This is a genomic window from Cohnella boryungensis (genome assembly GCF_042651945.1).
GTDB classification, from domain to species: domain Bacteria; phylum Bacillota; class Bacilli; order Paenibacillales; family Paenibacillaceae; genus Cohnella; species Cohnella boryungensis.
In genome coordinates, this window is record NZ_JBHSED010000013.1 from 173,228 (window position 1) to 190,627 (window position 17,400).

General features: G+C 55.6%; 19 protein-coding genes. 1 reads left to right on the forward strand and 18 read right to left on the reverse strand.

Features of this window, described 5'->3' with window-relative positions; genetic code table 11:
• Positions 1-540: 540 nt before the first annotated feature.
• From ACFO1S_RS08550 to upp, 12 genes are all read right to left on the reverse strand, one after another.
• Positions 541-945, reverse strand: a complete 405-nt coding sequence (locus ACFO1S_RS08550) for a F0F1 ATP synthase subunit epsilon (protein ID WP_204602775.1) — start codon at positions 943-945, stop codon at positions 541-543.
• A 27-nt stretch (positions 946-972) separates the two neighbouring features.
• The gene (atpD, locus tag ACFO1S_RS08555) at positions 973-2,391 is read right to left on the reverse strand and encodes a F0F1 ATP synthase subunit beta (protein WP_204602774.1); all 1,419 of its coding nucleotides are present in this window, start codon (positions 2,389-2,391) and stop codon (positions 973-975) included.
• 65 nt (positions 2,392-2,456) lie between these two features.
• Complete coding sequence (gene atpG / locus ACFO1S_RS08560) at positions 2,457-3,317, reverse strand: ATP synthase F1 subunit gamma (protein WP_378126600.1); 861 nt, start codon at positions 3,315-3,317, stop codon at positions 2,457-2,459.
• Between the two features lie 83 nt (positions 3,318-3,400).
• The gene (atpA, locus tag ACFO1S_RS08565; protein ID WP_204602773.1) at positions 3,401-4,915 is read right to left on the reverse strand and encodes a F0F1 ATP synthase subunit alpha; all 1,515 of its coding nucleotides are present in this window, start codon (positions 4,913-4,915) and stop codon (positions 3,401-3,403) included.
• Positions 4,916-4,961: 46 nt separating this feature from the next.
• On the reverse strand, positions 4,962-5,510 hold the full coding sequence (locus tag ACFO1S_RS08570) for a F0F1 ATP synthase subunit delta (RefSeq protein WP_204602772.1): 549 nt from the start codon (positions 5,508-5,510) through the stop codon (positions 4,962-4,964).
• The gene (atpF, locus tag ACFO1S_RS08575) at positions 5,507-5,992 is read right to left on the reverse strand and encodes a F0F1 ATP synthase subunit B (protein WP_204602771.1); all 486 of its coding nucleotides are present in this window, start codon (positions 5,990-5,992) and stop codon (positions 5,507-5,509) included. The genes ACFO1S_RS08570 and atpF overlap by 4 nt, the downstream gene beginning before the upstream one ends.
• Positions 5,993-6,098: 106 nt before the next feature.
• Positions 6,099-6,323 carry a F0F1 ATP synthase subunit C gene (gene atpE / locus ACFO1S_RS08580; RefSeq protein ID WP_204602770.1) on the reverse strand — a complete coding sequence of 75 codons (225 nt, stop codon included), beginning with the start codon at positions 6,321-6,323 and terminating at the stop codon, positions 6,099-6,101.
• A 56-nt stretch (positions 6,324-6,379) separates the two neighbouring features.
• The gene (atpB, locus tag ACFO1S_RS08585) at positions 6,380-7,135 is read right to left on the reverse strand and encodes a F0F1 ATP synthase subunit A (protein ID WP_204602769.1); all 756 of its coding nucleotides are present in this window, start codon (positions 7,133-7,135) and stop codon (positions 6,380-6,382) included.
• Position 7,136: 1 nt separating this feature from the next.
• The gene (locus tag ACFO1S_RS08590) at positions 7,137-7,547 is read right to left on the reverse strand and encodes an ATP synthase subunit I (RefSeq protein WP_204602768.1); all 411 of its coding nucleotides are present in this window, start codon (positions 7,545-7,547) and stop codon (positions 7,137-7,139) included.
• A complete protein-coding gene (locus ACFO1S_RS08595; protein WP_204602767.1) occupies positions 7,544-7,786 on the reverse strand; it encodes an AtpZ/AtpI family protein in 243 nt (80 codons plus the stop codon). Before ACFO1S_RS08595 ends, ACFO1S_RS08590 begins: the two co-directional genes overlap by 4 nt.
• Positions 7,787-8,035: 249 nt before the next feature.
• Positions 8,036-9,157: a non-hydrolyzing UDP-N-acetylglucosamine 2-epimerase gene (wecB, locus tag ACFO1S_RS08600; protein WP_378126663.1), complete on the reverse strand. Its 1,122-nt coding sequence runs from the start codon at positions 9,155-9,157 to the stop codon at positions 8,036-8,038.
• Between the two features lie 51 nt (positions 9,158-9,208).
• Positions 9,209-9,838 (reverse strand): uracil phosphoribosyltransferase, encoded by a 630-nt coding sequence (gene upp, locus ACFO1S_RS08605; protein WP_204602765.1) that lies wholly within the window; start codon positions 9,836-9,838, stop codon positions 9,209-9,211.
• A gap of 227 nt (positions 9,839-10,065) precedes the next feature.
• Here upp and ACFO1S_RS08610 point away from each other — a divergent pair, with 227 nt between their 5' ends.
• Positions 10,066-10,359, forward strand: a complete 294-nt coding sequence (locus ACFO1S_RS08610; protein WP_204602764.1) for an LSm family protein — start codon at positions 10,066-10,068, stop codon at positions 10,357-10,359.
• A 67-nt stretch (positions 10,360-10,426) separates the two neighbouring features.
• Here the strand turns inward: ACFO1S_RS08610 and rbsK are convergent, their stop codons facing one another.
• The 6 genes from rbsK to ACFO1S_RS08640 form a co-directional block, all read right to left on the reverse strand.
• A complete protein-coding gene (gene rbsK / locus ACFO1S_RS08615; RefSeq protein WP_204602763.1) occupies positions 10,427-11,353 on the reverse strand; it encodes a ribokinase in 927 nt (308 codons plus the stop codon).
• 43 nt (positions 11,354-11,396) lie between these two features.
• Positions 11,397-12,413 carry a LacI family DNA-binding transcriptional regulator gene (locus tag ACFO1S_RS08620; protein ID WP_204602762.1) on the reverse strand — a complete coding sequence of 339 codons (1,017 nt, stop codon included), beginning with the start codon at positions 12,411-12,413 and terminating at the stop codon, positions 11,397-11,399.
• A 927-nt stretch (positions 12,414-13,340) separates the two neighbouring features.
• The gene (locus ACFO1S_RS08625; RefSeq protein WP_204602761.1) at positions 13,341-14,156 is read right to left on the reverse strand and encodes a sugar phosphate isomerase/epimerase family protein; all 816 of its coding nucleotides are present in this window, start codon (positions 14,154-14,156) and stop codon (positions 13,341-13,343) included.
• A gap of 21 nt (positions 14,157-14,177) precedes the next feature.
• On the reverse strand, positions 14,178-14,990 hold the full coding sequence (locus tag ACFO1S_RS08630) for a carbohydrate ABC transporter permease (protein ID WP_204602760.1): 813 nt from the start codon (positions 14,988-14,990) through the stop codon (positions 14,178-14,180).
• 18 nt (positions 14,991-15,008) lie between these two features.
• Complete coding sequence (locus ACFO1S_RS08635) at positions 15,009-15,896, reverse strand: carbohydrate ABC transporter permease (protein ID WP_204602759.1); 888 nt, start codon at positions 15,894-15,896, stop codon at positions 15,009-15,011.
• Positions 15,897-15,993: 97 nt separating this feature from the next.
• On the reverse strand, positions 15,994-17,349 hold the full coding sequence (locus ACFO1S_RS08640; protein WP_204602758.1) for an ABC transporter substrate-binding protein: 1,356 nt from the start codon (positions 17,347-17,349) through the stop codon (positions 15,994-15,996).
• Positions 17,350-17,400 lie beyond the last annotated feature (51 nt).

Consider the following 17,400-nt stretch of genomic DNA (forward strand, 5'->3'; position numbering starts at 1 on the left):
ATAGATAGCGGTTGATTTAGCATCTTGTGCTAGCGTGGGGCGGTTCCTCTTTGGCGTCGATGGTGTGGCGGACACAGGAGCCTTTATTCATGCGATTTCCCCAGTACTTAAGCTCTTCGCGGACATGAGCACCGTTATTCACCCTATATTTCGGAAATTTAAGGGTTTCTAGACCATTTAACGGCTCTCAGGTCCACATCATCTTAAAAATCGCTCTGATTTTTAAAATAAGGTCTCTGATGTCCGCAAACTTGGATAGTCCAAGCGATTTAGAGAGTCATTCAATCATCCAAAGTGACTCGGCTACTTATGGCGGTCCTGCAGCTTAGGGTGACTCACAGCAACTTAGCGCAAGCCATAGCAACTTACATCAATTCACTCAATCAATAATGTCTGTCGCCGTCCCTGGGCACGGTGGCAGACATTTTGTATCGTGCTATCAGATGTCGATAAAGCATGCCTGAATCTTAACCTCTCTGATCGTTCAAAAAAAACCGCCCTCCGCAGGATTCTCTCGAATCCCGCAGAAGGCGGTCTGACTTATTTCTTGTGCTCGACCGCTTCCAACCGGGCAATCGCGCGCATGAGGGCCATTTCGGCACGCTGTGCGCTAATATCCGCTTGCTTTTGCGCCAAACGGCGCTCAGCGCGTTCCTTGGCAAGACGAGCGCGAGAGACGTCGATGTCGCTTTCGAGCTCGGCAGCCTCGGCGAGAATGACGACTTTGTCTTTACGCACTTCCATAAAGCCGCCGTGAACGGCAATAAACTCTTCCGAATTGCCGATCTTGGCTTTCACCGGAGCCACCTTCAGCGGCGTAACCAGAGGAATATGGTTGGGCAGAATCCCAAGCTCGCCCGAAACGCCCTTGACGACGACCATATTCACGTCTTTCTCGTAAACCTTGTGCTCCGGAGTGACGATCTCCAACCGTAAGGTACTCATATCGTTCCCTCCAAACCGGCCGCTTGATTATACCTCAGCAGCGAGTCTCTTCGCTTTCTCGACCGCTTCCTCGATGACGCCGACGTTGTGGAAAGCCGGTTCCGGAAGATCGTCATGTTTCCCTTCGAGGATCTCCTTAAAGCTGCGGATCGTTTCTTTAATAGGCGCATACACGCCCGGGATACCGTTGAACGCCTCGGCGACGTGCAGCGGCTGAGACAGGAACAGCTGGATGCGGCGTGCGCGTTGCACCACTTGTTTGTCTTCGTCGGACAATTCGTCCATCCCGAGAATCGCGATAATATCTTGAAGCTCTTTGTAGCGCTGGAGCAATCTCTTTACGCCTTGAGCAACGTTGTAGTGCTCTTCGCCCACGATTTCAGGCGCAAGAATCCGGGAAGAGGAAGCCAGCGGATCAACCGCAGGGAAAATCCCCATCGCCGCGATGTTACGCTCCAGGTTCGTCGTCGCGTCCAAGTGAGCGAACGCCGTAGCCGGAGCCGGGTCAGTATAGTCATCCGCAGGAACGTAGATCGCTTGGATCGACGTAACGGAGCCTTTTTTCGTGGAGGTAATACGCTCTTGAAGCTGACCCATCTCGGTTGCCAGCGTCGGTTGGTAACCAACCGCGGAAGGCATACGGCCGAGCAAGGCGGAAACCTCGGAGCCCGCTTGGGTGAAACGGAAAATGTTGTCGACGAACAGAAGCACGTCCAGACCGTCCTGGTCGCGGAAGTATTCCGCCATCGTCAAGCCTGTCAGAGCGACACGCATACGCGCGCCTGGAGGCTCGTTCATCTGGCCGAACACCATCGCCAGCTTGGCGATAACGCCGGACTCGGTCATTTCGTGATAGAGGTCGTTACCTTCGCGAGTACGCTCCCCTACGCCGGCGAATACGGAAATACCGCCGTGCTCGGATGCAATGTTATGAATCAACTCTTGCATAAGAACGGTTTTACCTACGCCCGCACCGCCGAACAGTCCGATCTTACCGCCCTTGGTATAAGGAGCAAGCAAGTCGACGACTTTAATTCCCGTCTCCAACATCTCGGTCTGGGTAGTCAGTTCTTCGAAGGTAGGCGCCGAACGGTGAATCGGATTCGTGTGCGTGCGATCTGGCTCACCTTTGCCGTCGATGGGGTCGCCAAGGACGTTAAAGACGCGGCCAAGCGTCGCAGGGCCGACCGGAATTGTGATTGGCACGCCAAGATCCACGGCTTCCGTACCTCTAACCAGACCGTCCGTGGAAGACATTGCAATTGCGCGAACAAGATTGTCGCCCAGATGCTGAGCGACTTCAACCGTCAAGCTGACATCGCTGCCGCCAGCGCTCTCGGCTTTCGCTTCAATTTTAACCGCATTGAGAATGTCAGGCAGGTGCCCGTGGTCGAATTCGATATCGACGACCGGTCCCAGTACCTGAACAACGCGACCTTTGCTCATGGATTTACCTCCTATAGTGCAATTGTATCGTTAACCGCATGGTATTAGATCAACTGTCACGCTTGTTATTGCTGTGCGTTCGCTCCGCCGACGATTTCCGCAATCTCTTGCGTGATCGCCGCTTGACGCGCACGGTTGTAGACGAGCGTCAAGTCGCCGATCATCTTCGTCGCGTTCTTCGTCGCATTGCCCATCGCCGTCATCCGCGCTCCGAACTCGCTGGCTTTGCCTTCGAGAACTGCACTGAACACAAGCGTCTCCGCATACTTCGGAAGAAGTACCTTGAGCACTTCCTCCGACGACGGTTCATACTCGTAGTCGGCTTTGTCGCTTCCTGCCTTCATATCCGCAAGCGGAAGCAGGCGTTTGAGCGTCGGGATTTGCGTGACCGCGTTCTGGAACTCGTTATAAGCCAGGTACAGCTCGTCGTAAGTGCCGGATTCGAAGCCTTGTACCGCTCTGGCGGCAATGTCTTTGATGTCCGAGAACTTCGGCGAATCGGATAAGCCCGTTACCTGATCGACAAGAGGAATGTTGCGGCGCTGGAAGAAATCGCGCCCCTTGCGTCCAATTACGAATACCGCATATTCGTCCTGGGAACGGTGCTTCTCTTTAATCGTCAATAGCACTTTACGAAGGATGTTGGCGTTGTATCCGCCGGCCAGACCGCGATCGGAGGTAATGACCAGGTAGGCCGTCCTCTTGATCGGACGGCTTTGAAGCATAGGATGCTTGCTCCCTCCGGATGCGGACGCGATGCTGGACACTACTTCCTTCAGCTTGTCCGTGTACGGTCGGGCGGCAAGCGCAGCCTCCTGGGCTCTCCGCAATCTTGAAGCCGCGACCATTTCCATCGCCTTCGTAATTTGCTTTGTATTTTGTTTGCTCTTGATCGAGCGTTTAATTTCGCGCATGCCTTTAGCCAATCGTTTCACCACCTTATTGCCAGACTTGCCGACGGCAAGCCCGGCTCAAGCTATTGTTGCGTCCCGAATTCGGTCATTCAAGCTTATCCAGTTACGGCAAAGCCCTTCTTGAACGCTGCGATCGCGTCGATCAAAGCCTTGTCGGTTTCAGCCGTCAAATCCTTCGTGTCACGGATCGAGCTGAAGATTTCCGGACGATTCGCATCCACATAAGACAGGAACTCGGATTCGAAACGGCGAACGTCCTGAACCGGAATCGTATCCAAGTGGCCTTTGGTTACAACGTAGAGGGAAACGACTTGGCGCTCGACCGCAAGCGGCTGGTTAACGCCTTGCTTGAGGATTTCGAGCGTACGAATCCCGCGATCCAGTCTCGACTTCGTGACTTTATCGAGGTCGGAGCCGAATTGCGCGAACGCCGCCAATTCGCGATATTGCGCGAGGTCGGTTTTGAGCGTGCCCGCAACCTTCTTCATCGCTTTAATTTGCGCGGAGCTACCTACCCGGGATACGGAAATACCGACGTTAACCGCCGGACGTTGGCCGGAGTAGAACAGATCCGATTCAAGGAAGATTTGACCGTCCGTAATGGAGATAACGTTGGTCGGAATATAAGCGGAGACATCGCCCGCTTGCGTCTCGATGAACGGCAACGCGGTCATCGAACCGCCGCCCAATTCGTCGCTCAGCTTGGCCGCGCGCTCCAACAAACGGGAGTGCAAGTAGAAGACGTCGCCCGGATAAGCTTCGCGGCCCGGAGGACGGCGAAGAAGCAAGGAAAGCTCACGGTATGCAGCCGCTTGCTTCGTCAAGTCATCATAGATGATCAGAACGTGCTTGCCGTTGTACATGAACTCCTCGCCCATGGATACGCCCGTATACGGCGCAAGATACAAGAGCGGAGCAGGTTCGGATGCGCTGGCCGTAACGACGATTGTGTAATCGAGAGCGTCATGCTTGCGCAGCGTTTCGACCAAGCCGCGCACGGTCGATTGCTTCTGGCCGATTGCGACGTAGATACAAATAACACCGTTGCCCTTCTGGTTAACGATGGTATCGATCGCGATCGTCGTTTTACCCGTTTGACGGTCGCCGATGATCAATTCCCGTTGGCCGCGGCCAATTGGAATCATCGCGTCGATCGCTTTAATGCCGGTTTGCATCGGCTCGTGAACGGATTTACGCGCCATAACGCCCGGAGCCGGGGATTCGACTGGACGGGTTTTGGTCGTGTTGATCGGGCCGTTGCCGTCAACCGGCTGACCCAGAGCGTTCACGACGCGGCCAAGCAATTGCTCGCCTACCGGAACTTCCATGATCCGGCCGGTTCTTTTCACTTGGTCGCCTTCGCGAATACCCTTATAAGGTCCCATGATAACGACACCAACGTTGTCTTCCTCCAAGTTGAGGGCCATGCCGACAACGCCGTTGGAGAACTCCAGAAGCTCCCCGGACATACATTTTTCCAAACCGTGCACGCGCGCGATTCCGTCACCGACCTGGATGACGGTGCCTACGTCGACGACTTGAATATCGGATTGGTATTGCTCGATTTGTTGCTTGATCAGCGTGCTGATTTCTTCGGGCCTAATACTCAATTCGTTCACCCCTGTCTCCATTGCTTGCAAATGGTATTGTTATTCGTTAGATCGCCGCCGATTGCAGCGCTTTGTCCAGACGTTCAAGCTTGCCCTTCAGGCTTCCGTCATACAGCGTATCTCCGATGCGGACGGTGAGACCGCCCAGCAGCTCGGGATTAACGGTATTGGTTACCCGGATTTTCTTGTTCAGCAAAGCTCCGAATTTCTCGGCCAGCTTCGCTTGCTCCTCCGCGCTCAAAGGCACGGCCGAAGTCACATGCGCGTCGGAACGCCCCAGAGCGTTACCCGCGACTTGCAGGTACGCGGCCAGAACGGACGCAATCTCGCCTTCGCGGCCGCGCTCGATCAGCAGACCGACCACGTTCAGCACGAGCGGGGAAACCTGCGCCCCGAATGCTTGCAGAAGCGTCTGCTTCTTCGTATCAAGCGTGATGTTCGGCGCGGTGAGGAAAGCCCGCAGATTCGCGTCTCCCTCGATCACCTCGACGACCAGACTAAGCTGAGATTCCGTCTCCGCTACGAGCCCTTTGTCTTGCGCCGCTTGGAACAGCCCCTTCGCATAGCGCTTGGCGACTACCGAACTGCGGCTCATGATTGCTTCCCTACATTCTGCAGGTATTGATCAACGAGTTCCTTCTGCGATTGCTCGTCAACTTGTTTCTCGATGATCTTGGATGCGATCAGCACGGACAGGCCGCTGACTTGCGCTCTAAGCGCCGCAACCGCTTTGTTCTTCTCGGCTTCGATCTCGCGAAGCGCCTCTTCCTTCATTCGGCTGGATTCATTGCGAGCCGACTGGACGATATCGTCCGCTTGCTTCGAGCTTGTCACACGGGCTTGCTCGATAATGTCGTGAGCTTCCTTGCGCGCTTGCTGAAGCGCTTGCTTCTGCTCTTCTATGAATTGATCCGCTTCCGCGCGATTTTTCTCGGCGCTGTTCATTTGCTCCAGAACCATCTGGCGGCGTTGCTCCATAATTCCGAACAGCGGCTTGAACGCGAAGCGTTGCAGCAGGAGGAACAAGATGATAAACGCGACCAGTTGAACGAAAAAGTTAGACCATATGATATTCATGGACGGATCTGCTCTCCTTTCACACGGCTTTCATAAGCTGTTTTCATGCCTCGCAAAGCGAAGGCGTGGAGGCATCGGCACTCCCCGCCTTATTCCTGAATCCTTATTAAACCGCTTGATTCATCAAGATGAACGCAAGAACGAGGGAGATGATCGGAAGGGCTTCTACCAGACCTACGCCGATGAACGCCGTCGTTTGAAGGGAGCCGCGCAGCTCAGGCTGACGGGAAATGCCTTCGATCGTTTTGCTGAAGATCATACCGTTACCGATACTTGCGCCGAACGCACCAAGACCAAAAACAATTGCTGCTGCCAAAAGACCGTATACCATTTGTAAATCCTCCTTAAGAGTGTGGGTTTATTTTTAGTTTTGCGTAATTCAATAGCTTAGTGTTCTTCGTGAATGCTGGCTTGACCGATGTATACCATCGTCAACATCGTAAAGACGAAGGCCTGAATGGCGCCGACGAAAATACTGAAGCCCTGCCAGACGAGCAACGCCGGAATACCGATCCAGCCCATTCCCAAGATAATTCCGATCATGACTTCGCCCGCGTAGATATTCCCGTAAAGACGAAGACCGAGCGTAAGCGGCTTAGCGGCCGTCTCGATCAAGTTAATCGGCAGGAAGAAAGGCCACGGCTCGAAGTAATGCTTCAGATAGTGCTTACGGTTGTGGCGGAGACCTTGAATATGCGAGAGTCCGATAACCGTAAGCGCCAGCGCCATCGTCATTGCAGCGTCGGCTGTAGGCGATTTCCACCAGAGCCACGCCAGATGATCGTGGGCTTCTTTGACGACCAGTTCTTGTCCGAACACGGTCTGGCCTTCATGGCCTTCCGTGACGATACCGAAGGGAAGTCCAAGCATGTTGCTCACGAAGATATACATAATGAGCGCCAGGCCAAGCCCGGTGTAAATTCTGCCCTTCTTGAAGTCCGTCGCCATGCCGATGATACTCTGAACAAATTCGACGACCCATTCAAGAAAATTCTGAAGCTTGCCCGGATTTTCCACAGAAAGATTGCGAACCGCCAATCTTGCGAGAATAAAAACGACCACGCTGGAGATGAAGACCATCAATATGGCCGAAAGATCGAATTCAATCCCGAAGATTTTAATTATGGGCACTAAATGATCCATGTTATTGCTTTTCACCCCTTTCGTCTGAACGATGTCCTCCGCGCTTGCGGCGAATGGACGATAATCCCAATACGAGTGTTGCCATCGGGGCCATAATTAATCCAGCCACCGTAGCCGCAGGATCGTACCCCAATGTTCTTACCGATATGACTGCTGCCAGCAATGCAAGGGATGCTCTGGATAAAAAGCCAAAGCCTCTTCCTCGACGCCCTCCAACCGCCATCTCGGCAATGCGTATGACCTTCCAAGCCAGCTGCCAAGTAAACAGGATACTGCCAACCGTCCCAATCAGGAACCCGCCGAAGTAAACCTCCCACTCGGGCCAGATCGCCCAGCCTAAGCAACCCAAGAACAGAAAAAAGAATATAATTCGGCTGATCTTGCGCATTAGAACCGTTAAATCGTCCATCATGACCGCCTGCCTCCCGCATATTTGCGGATAAGGCCTATCGCTGAACCGATTCCGGCCACCAGACCTACGACCAACCCGATGACGTATCCGTTATCCGTACCGTTTCTGTCATCGTATACGCTGCCAAGCCACCAACCAAGACCGACCAATGCGGCAAGCTCCACACCGATGGCCGTCACAAGTCCGGCCGCCCGCCAAGGATTCTCGTCCTGGGGAGGGCTCTTCGGGGAATTCGCCATCTTTCGTCGCTCCTCGCTATTCCCTCAGGTCAGATAATGGACAAAGTAAGCCCTTTCCACCCAAGTTCCACGATATATTGTAGCTTTGCGCAAAGCGGTTTGTCAATCAAACCAAATTCAAATTTTATGTGAACACCGACATCGAAAACCGCGTAATGCCGCGACTTTTCAGCCTCTCAAACCATACAGTTGCACTGTATACTGTACGCCCGCCAAGCCTTCCGCGATATCCTCCTCGCGATAACCCGGTTAGCTCCGAAAAGCTTCCGGGCGTTGCGCCCCCAAAAATTGGTGGAGAATCGCTTCGACAATCCGCTGCGAGGCATGACCATCTCCATAGGGATTGGAAGCGTTGGACATCTTTGCATACAATGCCTTGTCCGTTAGCAGCGCCCTTGCACGGCCATAAACCGCCTCTTCCTCCGTGCCGACAAGCTCAAGCGTTCCGGCTTCCACGCCTTCCGGCCGCTCCGTCGTATCCCGCAGCACCAGAACGGGCACGCCGAAGGAAGGAGCTTCCTCCTGCATCCCCCCGGAATCGGTCAGGATCAGATGCGTATGGGCGTAAATGTTATGGAATTCAACGACATCCAGCGGATCGATCAGCTTAATGCGCGGATGATCGCCCAATATTTCTTGGGCAGGCTCGCGCACGGCCGGGCTCGGATGCACCGGATAGACGATCGCGATGTCCTCAAACTCATCCGCTATCCGCCTGACCGCGCGGAAGATACGGCGATGCGGCTCGCCCTGGGCTTCCCGCCTATGCGCCGTCATCAGAACTAGCCGCTTGCCCGCCGACCATTCCAGCACCGGATGGGTAAAATCCGGCTTAACCGTGTACTGGAATACATCCGTTACCGTGTTGCCGGTAATATAGATATGCTCTTCGTTCTTGCTTTCCTTGCGCAGATTCCCCGCCGACCATTCTGTCGGGGCGAAGTGCATATCCGCCAGCACGCCCGTAAGCTGCCGATTCATCTCCTCCGGATAAGGAGACAGCTTGTTCCAGGTCCGCAGGCCCGCTTCCACATGACCGACCTTGATTTGCTGCATAAATGCGGAGTAGCTGGCCAGGAACGTCGTTAACGTATCCCCGTGAACCAGCACGATATCCGGTTTGGCCTCCCGAAGCACAGGCTCCAGGCCCTGAAGAACGCGGATCGAGATTTCGTTCAGCGTCTGACCGGATTGCATCACGTCCAGATCGTAATCCGGCTTGATATCGAACACCTCAAGCACCTGGTCCAGCATCTGCCGATGCTGCGCGGTGACGCAAACAATCGATTCGATTCGATCGGGGTATTTCTGCAACTCCAGGATCAGCGGCGCCATCTTGATCGCTTCCGGCCGAACGCCGAATATCGTCATGACTTTGATTTTGTCGCTCAAATCTGTTCTCTCCCTTTCCGGCATACAGCTCTATTTTGTCCCGTATAGTCGGTCGCCGGCGTCTCCCAGCCCCGGAACGATGTAGCCATGCTCATTCAGCTTCTCGTCGAGAGCGGCCAAATAAATGTCGATATCCGGATGCTTCTCCTGAACCGCCTTGACCCCTTCGGGCGCCGCAATCAGGCACATCAGCTTCGTCGGGCGGCAGCCTCTCGCCTTAAGCATATCGATCGCCGCAATGGCCGAGCCTCCCGTAGCCAGCATCGGATCGATCACGATCAGCTCGCGCTCCGTCACGTCCGAAGGCAGGCTGCAGTAATATTCCACCGGCTGCAGCGTCTCGTGATCGCGGTACAGCCCGATATGCCCGACCTTTGCGGAAGGAATGATCTTCAGCACGCCGTCGACCATGCCGAGCCCTGCGCGCAAGATCGGAATCAAGCCCATCATGCGGCCGGCAATCACCTTGCCCTCAGCGCTCTGCACCGGCGTCTCTACGCGGACCGTAGACAGCGGCACTTCCCTCGTAAGCTCGTAGGCCATCAGCATGGCCACTTCATCCACCAGCTCGCGAAATTGCTTCGTATTTGTCATTTTATCACGGATAAACGTGACCTTGTGTTGGATCAACGGATGATCGCAAATGACGAGTCGTCCCATTATGTTCTTCCCTTTCTACGACGAACCGGAGGCGCGTCTTCGGCTCCCCCGTCCGTTCTCCTATGTAGCTTGCCCGTACATTATATCATTGTCTCCGAACAGGTGCATAACATCCTTGCAGCCCTGCTCGAAAATCGTCGAACCCTGCCCGCGGGCGAGCGCCGTTCCGGGAACAACATCCTGGGCATGCGCATAACATAAAGCAGATATCTCAAGGAGGAATGCCTATGCCATCCCGTTCCGTCAGCAGCGCTTCCCCGTTGTACAAGGCGGACAATCAATGGTCCGACCAGCTTCGCAAAACCCGCCAGAAGCTGTCGGGCGTGTGCGGACAATGCATTAACCGCCGGGTCCGCGTCGAGACGATCGACGGTCATTCCTACGACGGCATCGTCGTCGGCTCGGATAACACGTATCTCCACCTGATGACCGGAGACGCGCGTTTCTTCGGGCCGTACGCTTCGAACGCCATCTTGACTTTAGTGTTGTATGAACTGCTCGTAATTACGCTGCTCATCTAGGCTTCAAGCGCAAGAACGGAACCGTCAGGCGATGAACGCCGGCCGATTCCGTTCTTTTCATTCCGATTCATTTGCCGTCTGCCCGCATCGTCGCTTCAACCTCATCCAGCGTCGGCATTCCCTCTTGCGCCCCGAAGCGGGTAACCGCCAACGAGGACACTCTAACCGCGAAGGCAACAGCGGCATCGAGGTCCCAGCCCTTGCATAGCCCGTGAGCCAGGCCGCCGTTAAACGCGTCCCCGGCGCCTACCGTATCGACCGCCTCGACCTTCAAGGGAGCGACTGTCTTCAATTGTCCGTCCGCCACATAAGCGCATCCCCGCGCGCCCCGCGTGACGATCAGCCTCACCGCATGAAGGCTTTCCCAACGAACAAGCGCCTCCTGCAATTCCGAATCCTCGCCGACCGGCTGGCCTACAAGCTGCTCAAGCTCCGTTTCGTTGGGCGTCAAGTAATCGGCCGCTTTAAGAATACCCTCATCGAGCTCGCGATAGGGGGCCGGGTTTAATAGGGTCACCGCTCCTTTGCTTCGGGAGATCCGCATCGCTTCGCGAACGGTCGCAAGCGGCACCTCCAGCTGGAAGAGAACGACATCCCCTTCCTCCAGCAGATTCTCCAGCACCTGGACATCGTCTGCGGATAACAGTCCATTCGCTCCGGCCACGACAATGATGCTGTTGTCTTCCTTCGTGTGCGTAATCGCCGCAATTCCGCTCGCCGCTTCCGCGCGAACGCCGACATGGCGGGTATCGACTCCGTTCTCGTTCAAGTAGGAAACCAGTTGCTTGCCGAACAGGTCGTCCCCGACGTGGCCGATCAACGTTGTATTGGAGCCGAGCCTTGCGCAGCAAAGCGCCTGATTCGCCCCCTTGCCCCCTGGAACGTAGCGGATCGCACTCCCCTGAATCGTCTCGCCCGATTTCGGCATGCGTTCAGCGCTCACGACCAAATCCATATTCAAGCTTCCTACGACGAAGATTTTCTTGTTATTCATGATGATCTCCTTTGCAATTCGAGAATAGGTACGGCAGACAGCCCTACGGATACAAGGAATCTTGCGAAGAAACGCCGGTTGTGCCGCGAACGATCAGGGACACGCCCAGCCGCCGTTCCGTTCGTTCGATCGGCTTGCCGTCGATCAGATCCGCCAGCTGCCTGACGGCCGTCGCGCCCATCTCGTCGATCGGCTGCGAGACGGTGGACAGCTCTTGCGCCAGCAGCGGCATGTCCAGGCCGTCGAATCCGACGACCTTCACGTCCCCCGGAACCTGGCGTCCGGCTTCCCGAAGCGCCTGCAACGCGCCCGCCGCCATCAGATCGTTGCCTGCGAACAGACCGTCGATTCGGGGATGACGATCAAGCAGTGCCAGCGTTGCGGAATACGCTTTCTCGGCGCTATAATCCCCTTGAGCAATCAGATCGGGCTCGAATATTCCCGATTGCAGCAGCTCTTCCTTGTAGCCCTCATATCTTTCTTCCGCCGTGTACACGCCGCGAGGACCGCGCAAGTGGCCGATCCTCCGGCAGCCGCTCTCTGCAAGATGGCGTACCGCTAATCTGGCGCCGCCGCGGTTGTCCGCCGTGACGGCGAGCATCGGATAATCGGCATCAAACACATTGTCTACGGAGACGACCGGAAAGTCCCTTTCCAGCAGTTCCCTGAGTCCCGAAGGGCGGGCGCTGTACGACGCCAGAATAATCCCGTCCATCTTCTTCCGGCGAAGCGTCTCGAAATAGCGCTCCTCCTTCGCCGGGTCATGATCGGAATCGCACAGCAAGACGTTGTATCCGCGCGCCTCCGCCTCTCGCTCGACCGACTTGGCAATTCTCGGGAAGTAGGGATTCAAGATATCCGGCACCATCAGCGCAATCGTATGGCTCTTCTTGCCTGCCAGGCTTCGGGCCACTTCATTCGGCGAATAGTCCAGCTCGCGCATGGCGCTCAGAATCGATTTCTCGGCCTCCTGACTGACGTATCCGCTTTTGTTAAGCAGCCGCGAGACGGTCGCCACGGAGACGCCCGCCAGCTTGCTGACATCGCGGATCGTAGGCATGGTGCAGCCTCCTCATTAAATAACACTCTCTTGAGTGTCTCGTAATATCATTACGGCCGCACACTATGTGGTACCGGTTACACATTGCACATGAAATATACCACTGCCGGACCGATAACGTCAAGCAGCGAACGGCTTTCAGTGTCGTTATGCTGTGATCATGTCACCCTATAACTGTTCTGAGATAATGTCACCATGGGACAGGAGACAGGAGACAGGAGACAGTGACATTGAGCAGCGGAATTGAAGAAGATTGTCGTCGTGGAGAAAATCATTAGCGGACGGATGACGAATGCGGAAGGAGCAGCCGAACTCGGCCCGAGCGAGTATGTGTTAGGAAAACATGAATTCCTCAGAGTCATAGCTTGCACGGAGCAGGTGAGGAGACGAGTAGTGCTGCAAAGTCGAACTAATGGCCAGCGCAGAGCAGGTGAGGAGAAGAGTAGTGCTGCAAAGTCGAACTAACGGCCAGTACGGAGCAGGTGAGGAGAAGAGTAGTGCTGCATAGTCGAACTAACGGCCAGCACGGAGCGGGTGAGGAGAAGAGTAGTGCTGCATAGTCGAACTAACGACCAGCACGGAGCAGGGGATGAGCAGAATAGTGCTGCAAAGTGGAACTAACGGCCAGTACGGAGTAGGTGATGAGCAGAATAGTGCTGCAAAGTGGAACTAACGGCTAGTACAGAGCAGGTATCCAGCATACCACAAACAAGTACAATTCCCATGGCGTCCTGTATTCTCAACATAATCGCCATTTCGATGCGCTCTGGTGAGTCGCCTCGGCACCACTTGAACATGACATTTTCTCGGACGAGTTAAGGTGACACTTTCTCAGGCATTTAACAGCAGCGAACGGCTTCCAGGGCGGGAGATGCGGGAGCCGAGAGCGGACAGGAGAATGTCGTCCCCTCCCCTCTCAGCAGCCCTTTACACGGACCTTTCGACAAGCCATGAGGCGGACGGCTCCACATCGAACTCCTCCCGCATCTCGATCACATACGAGCCGGAATAGCCCTCCGCTTGCAGCACCGCAACCGTTTCCGCCAACGGGGCCGTTCCCGCTCCGAGCCGCCAATGATCGTCGTTTATGCCGCCGTTATCGCTCAGATGGAGACTTGCCAAATGGGGCAGAACAAGCCGCAACGCAGCAATCTCCTCCCCCGGCTCCGACAGATGAGCATGCCCGATATCATATACGATTCGGAGCCTCGGCGTGCGCGCCGCTTCGAGAACCCGCAGCAGAAAATCCGTTCTCGCGCCAAGGAGGCCTGGATAAGGCGGAACGTTCTCCAACGCGATCTCGACATTCGTTGCCTCGGCGGATTGCAGCGCCTCGCTCAGGAACGACGCGATTCGCAGCGCCGCTTCCTCGTCCCCGCCCTGGGCTCCGACATCAGCCCACATACCGGGATGCACGACGATATGCGCGCAGCCCAAGCGACCGGCCGCCTCAAGCGTACGCCTCAACAGCTTGGCCGAGGCGTTGCGCTCCTCGGCATCGCGCGCGGCCGGGTTGCAACCGGCGATCGGCGCATGAAGCGTCCAAGCGATGGCCCGGCTGTCGCCAAGCCTCTTTAAGCTGCCGAGCCTCTCTTCCGACCATTCCAGCAATTCGCCGTGCGGACCTTCGCACATGATTTCGATCGACTTCCAGCCCTCTTCGGCCAGTTGAATCGCCGCTTCTTCCAGCGACTTGTCCATGTAGGCGTAAGTCGACACCGCATACCGCTCCTTCGCTCGCAAGCGCCATCCCTCCCGCTCCGATTATTTGATTCCCGAATGAATGAAGCCGTTCATGAATTGCCGCTGAAAAAACACGAAGGCGATCAACAGCGGGGCTACGACGATCAGCGTAGCGGCGCTCACCTCGGTCCACTGGGCTCCGGTTTCGAACGATTGCGCGAAGATGGCCAGTCCGACCGTCAGCGGACGGTTCTCTACCGAGTTCGTTACGATCAGCGGCCACAGGAAATTGTTCCAATGGTAGCTTACCGATACGAGCCCGAAAGCGATATAGGCCGGGCGAGCAAGCGGAAAATAGATTTTCCACAAGATCCGCCACCTCGAATATCCCTCCACGCGAGCCGCCTCGTCCAGCTCCGGAGGAAGCGTCTTGAACATCTGCCTAAGCAGGAATATGCCGAACGCCGAGGCGAAATAGGGAATCATAATGCCGAGCTTCGTATCCAGCAAGGACATCTCGTTCAAAATGCTGTAATTCGGAAAAATGAGCACGTCCGCCGGAATCATGATTTGTGCCAGAAAGAGAAGAAACAAGATGTTCTTCCCGGCAAATTCGACACGCGCGAACGCGAACGCCGCCATCGTCGCGGTAATCATCTGAACGGCGAAAATCCCGACCACGATGAGCAGCGTATTGACAAGGTATTGGGCGAACGGCGCCGCGGACCACACTGCGGCGAAATTGTCCCAGGTCAAATTGAACGTCCAGGAAGGCGACAGCGCCTCCCGTTTCGGCCGAAAGGCCGTCGCCGCCATCCAGATGAACGGGGCGAACCAGACCGCCGACAAGGCCAGAAACAACCCGTGGCCGATATTCCATTTGCGTAATCGCATCCTATCGCCTTTCTTCCTTTAGTGATAGTGGATCTTTTTGTCCAATCCGAAAAAGTTCAGCGCGGCGAACAGCAGCAGCACAGCGATCATCACAACGGTCAAAGTCGAAGCCATGCCCTGATCCCAGAAGCCGAACGCCGTTTCGTAGATGTAATAGAGAAGCAGGCTGCTCGCATTGTTCGGTCCGCCCTTCGTCATCACGAACAGATGGTCGACGAGTTTGAACGCGTTGGTCAAGGCGACGATGGACACGAACAGCGTCGTCGGCATGAGCAGCGGGAAAGTGATTTTGCGGAACACGGTCCATCGGCTTACGCCGTCCACCTGCGCCGATTCATACAGATCGGGAGCAATGTTCTGCAGCCCGGCCAAATAAAAGATCATCAGGTAGCCCGCTTCCTTCCAGATCATCATGAAGATCATCGCCCACATGACGTAATCGGGGGAGCCAAGCCAATTGACAGAGCCAATGTCCAAGCTTCGCATCAATCTGTCCAACAAACCGTATTGCGGCGTATAGATGAACAGCCAGATGTTCGCGACAGCGATCATCGGAATGAGCGTCGGATAGAAAAAGGCGGTCCTCATGAAGCCCGTTCCGCGAATGGCCTTGTTGGCGAATAGGGCCATAACAAGCCCAAGCGCAATGGAAGTGGGGACGGTGCCGAGAGCGAAGAGCGCATTATTCGCCATCACTTTCGCGAACACCTCGTCGCCCAGCAACCGGACGTAATTGTCCAATCCGGCGAACAACGGCGCCGGCGTCGCCAGATCCGATTGGTAGAAGCTGAGGCGAATCGTCTTCGCGATCGGGTAGAACGTAAACAGAAACAGGAACAAAAGCGAAGGCAGCAAGAGCAGCCAGGCAAACGCGTTCGTTCTCCAATGCAGGTTCGATTTGCCCACTGGGGAAAACCTCCAAGCCTAGTCGATTTGGGCGCATACGGACGGAAGTCCCGCTGCCCAGAACAGCAGCGGGACTCCGAGCCGATGACGCAAGCAGTTACTTATTAAACGGAGCGAGCGCCTTGTCCGCTTCCTCCTGCGCTTTCGCGAGCGCATCCGCCGCCGATATCGTTCCGGTCAATACGGCTTGGACCTGATCGCTGAGCGCTTTCGTCACTTTGCCGTTGTTGTGGGTGGACAGCTCGGCCGCCGCATATTCGAGCTGGTCTCGTGCGACGAGTGCCTGCGGGAAATCCGCCGCATAGCTCTTCATGAGCTCGGTCTCGTAAGCCGACTTCTTGACCGCGACGTAACCGGTGTCGATGCTCCATTGCGCCGCGCGCTCGGTCTCGGTCATAAACTTGACGAACTCCCATGCCGCCGCCTGCTTCTTCGGGTCGATGTCTTTGAAAATATAGAAGTTGCCGCCCCCGGTCGGGCTTCCGAAGCTTTTGTTTTTCGGCAGGAAGCTGACGCCGAAATCGAATTTGGCGTTGCTCTTCACATTCGACAGATTGCCGGTCGTGTGATACATCATCGCCGTTTTGCCCTCAAGGAAATCGGATGGCACCGTTCCCCATTCCGTAACTCCCTCCGGCATAACCTTGTCCTTCATCGCAAGATCCGCCCAGTACTGCAAGCCTTCGATATTTTCCGGCGTATTGAACATGACCTTCTTTCCGTCCGGGCTCATCAGGTTATCGCCGTTCTGCAAGGCAAACGTCTGAAGCATCCAGTAGGAGAAACCGGATACCGGAATTTCAAGACCCCATTTGCCGTCCTTCGTCAGCTGTTTGGCGTAATCACGCATTTCATCCCACGTCTGCGGCGCTTTCTCCGGATCAAGGCCGGCGGCCTTAAACAGTTCCTTGTTGTAATAGAGCACGATTGTACTGCGTTGGAACGGAATGCTGTACGTGCGGTCTTCGGTTTGCGAATTCGCCATGAAGGCCGGATAGAAGTCCGACAAGTAGTCGCCGTTTTCCTTGGCGATAAAGTCGTCCAGCGGAATAATGGCATCCATATCGAGCAAGCTGTACAGCTCGGTCGACAGAAGCACGGCGACATCGGGCGGGGTCTTGCTCTTGACGCCCGCTTGCGTCTTGACCGTCGTGTCGGCATAGCTGCCCGTATATACCGGCTTGACCGTAATGTTCGGGTGAAGCGCCGTGAATTCCTTGGCCATCCCCTCGATCTTCTCGGTCAGAGGCCCTCCGACGGCGATTGGATAGTAGAACGTCAGCTCCACTTGCTCTTCCTTATCGCCGCTAGGCTCCGTTGAAGCGCTTGGGCTAGCCTGTCCGGTCGGACTGGCTGCGCCGGGCGAAGCAGACTCGGCCGCCGGCTTGGAGCAGGCCGCCAGCAGCAGGATACATATCGCGAACAGGATTCCTTTAATGGTTTGAGTGCGCATGAAATTCTCTCCTTCAATTTGGGTTTAAATCTTGTACAACCGACAGCCTGT

Coding starts and splice junctions, on each gene's coding strand:
- ACFO1S_RS08630 (WP_204602760.1), bottom strand. CDS start 14,990: ATGCGATTACGCAAATGGAATATCGGCCACGGGTTGTTTCTGGCCTTG.
- upp (WP_204602765.1), bottom strand. CDS start 9,838: ATGGGACGACTCGTCATTTGCGATCATCCGTTGATCCAACACAAGGTC.
- ACFO1S_RS08570 (WP_204602772.1), bottom strand. CDS start 5,510: ATGAGCCGCAGTTCGGTAGTCGCCAAGCGCTATGCGAAGGGGCTGTTC.
- atpF (WP_204602771.1), bottom strand. CDS start 5,992: ATGAATATCATATGGTCTAACTTTTTCGTTCAACTGGTCGCGTTTATC.
- ACFO1S_RS08610 (WP_204602764.1), top strand. CDS start 10,066: ATGCCATCCCGTTCCGTCAGCAGCGCTTCCCCGTTGTACAAGGCGGAC.
- wecB (WP_378126663.1), bottom strand. CDS start 9,157: ATGACGATATTCGGCGTTCGGCCGGAAGCGATCAAGATGGCGCCGCTG.
- rbsK (WP_204602763.1), bottom strand. CDS start 11,353: ATGAATAACAAGAAAATCTTCGTCGTAGGAAGCTTGAATATGGATTTG.
- ACFO1S_RS08550 (WP_204602775.1), bottom strand. CDS start 945: ATGAGTACCTTACGGTTGGAGATCGTCACTCCGGAGCACAAGGTTTAC.
- ACFO1S_RS08640 (WP_204602758.1), bottom strand. CDS start 17,349: ATGCGCACTCAAACCATTAAAGGAATCCTGTTCGCGATATGTATCCTG.
- atpE (WP_204602770.1), bottom strand. CDS start 6,323: ATGGTATACGGTCTTTTGGCAGCAGCAATTGTTTTTGGTCTTGGTGCG.
- ACFO1S_RS08590 (WP_204602768.1), bottom strand. CDS start 7,547: ATGATGGACGATTTAACGGTTCTAATGCGCAAGATCAGCCGAATTATA.
- ACFO1S_RS08595 (WP_204602767.1), bottom strand. CDS start 7,786: ATGGCGAATTCCCCGAAGAGCCCTCCCCAGGACGAGAATCCTTGGCGG.
- atpB (WP_204602769.1), bottom strand. CDS start 7,135: ATGGATCATTTAGTGCCCATAATTAAAATCTTCGGGATTGAATTCGAT.
- ACFO1S_RS08620 (WP_204602762.1), bottom strand. CDS start 12,413: ATGCCTACGATCCGCGATGTCAGCAAGCTGGCGGGCGTCTCCGTGGCG.
- atpD (WP_204602774.1), bottom strand. CDS start 2,391: ATGAGCAAAGGTCGCGTTGTTCAGGTACTGGGACCGGTCGTCGATATC.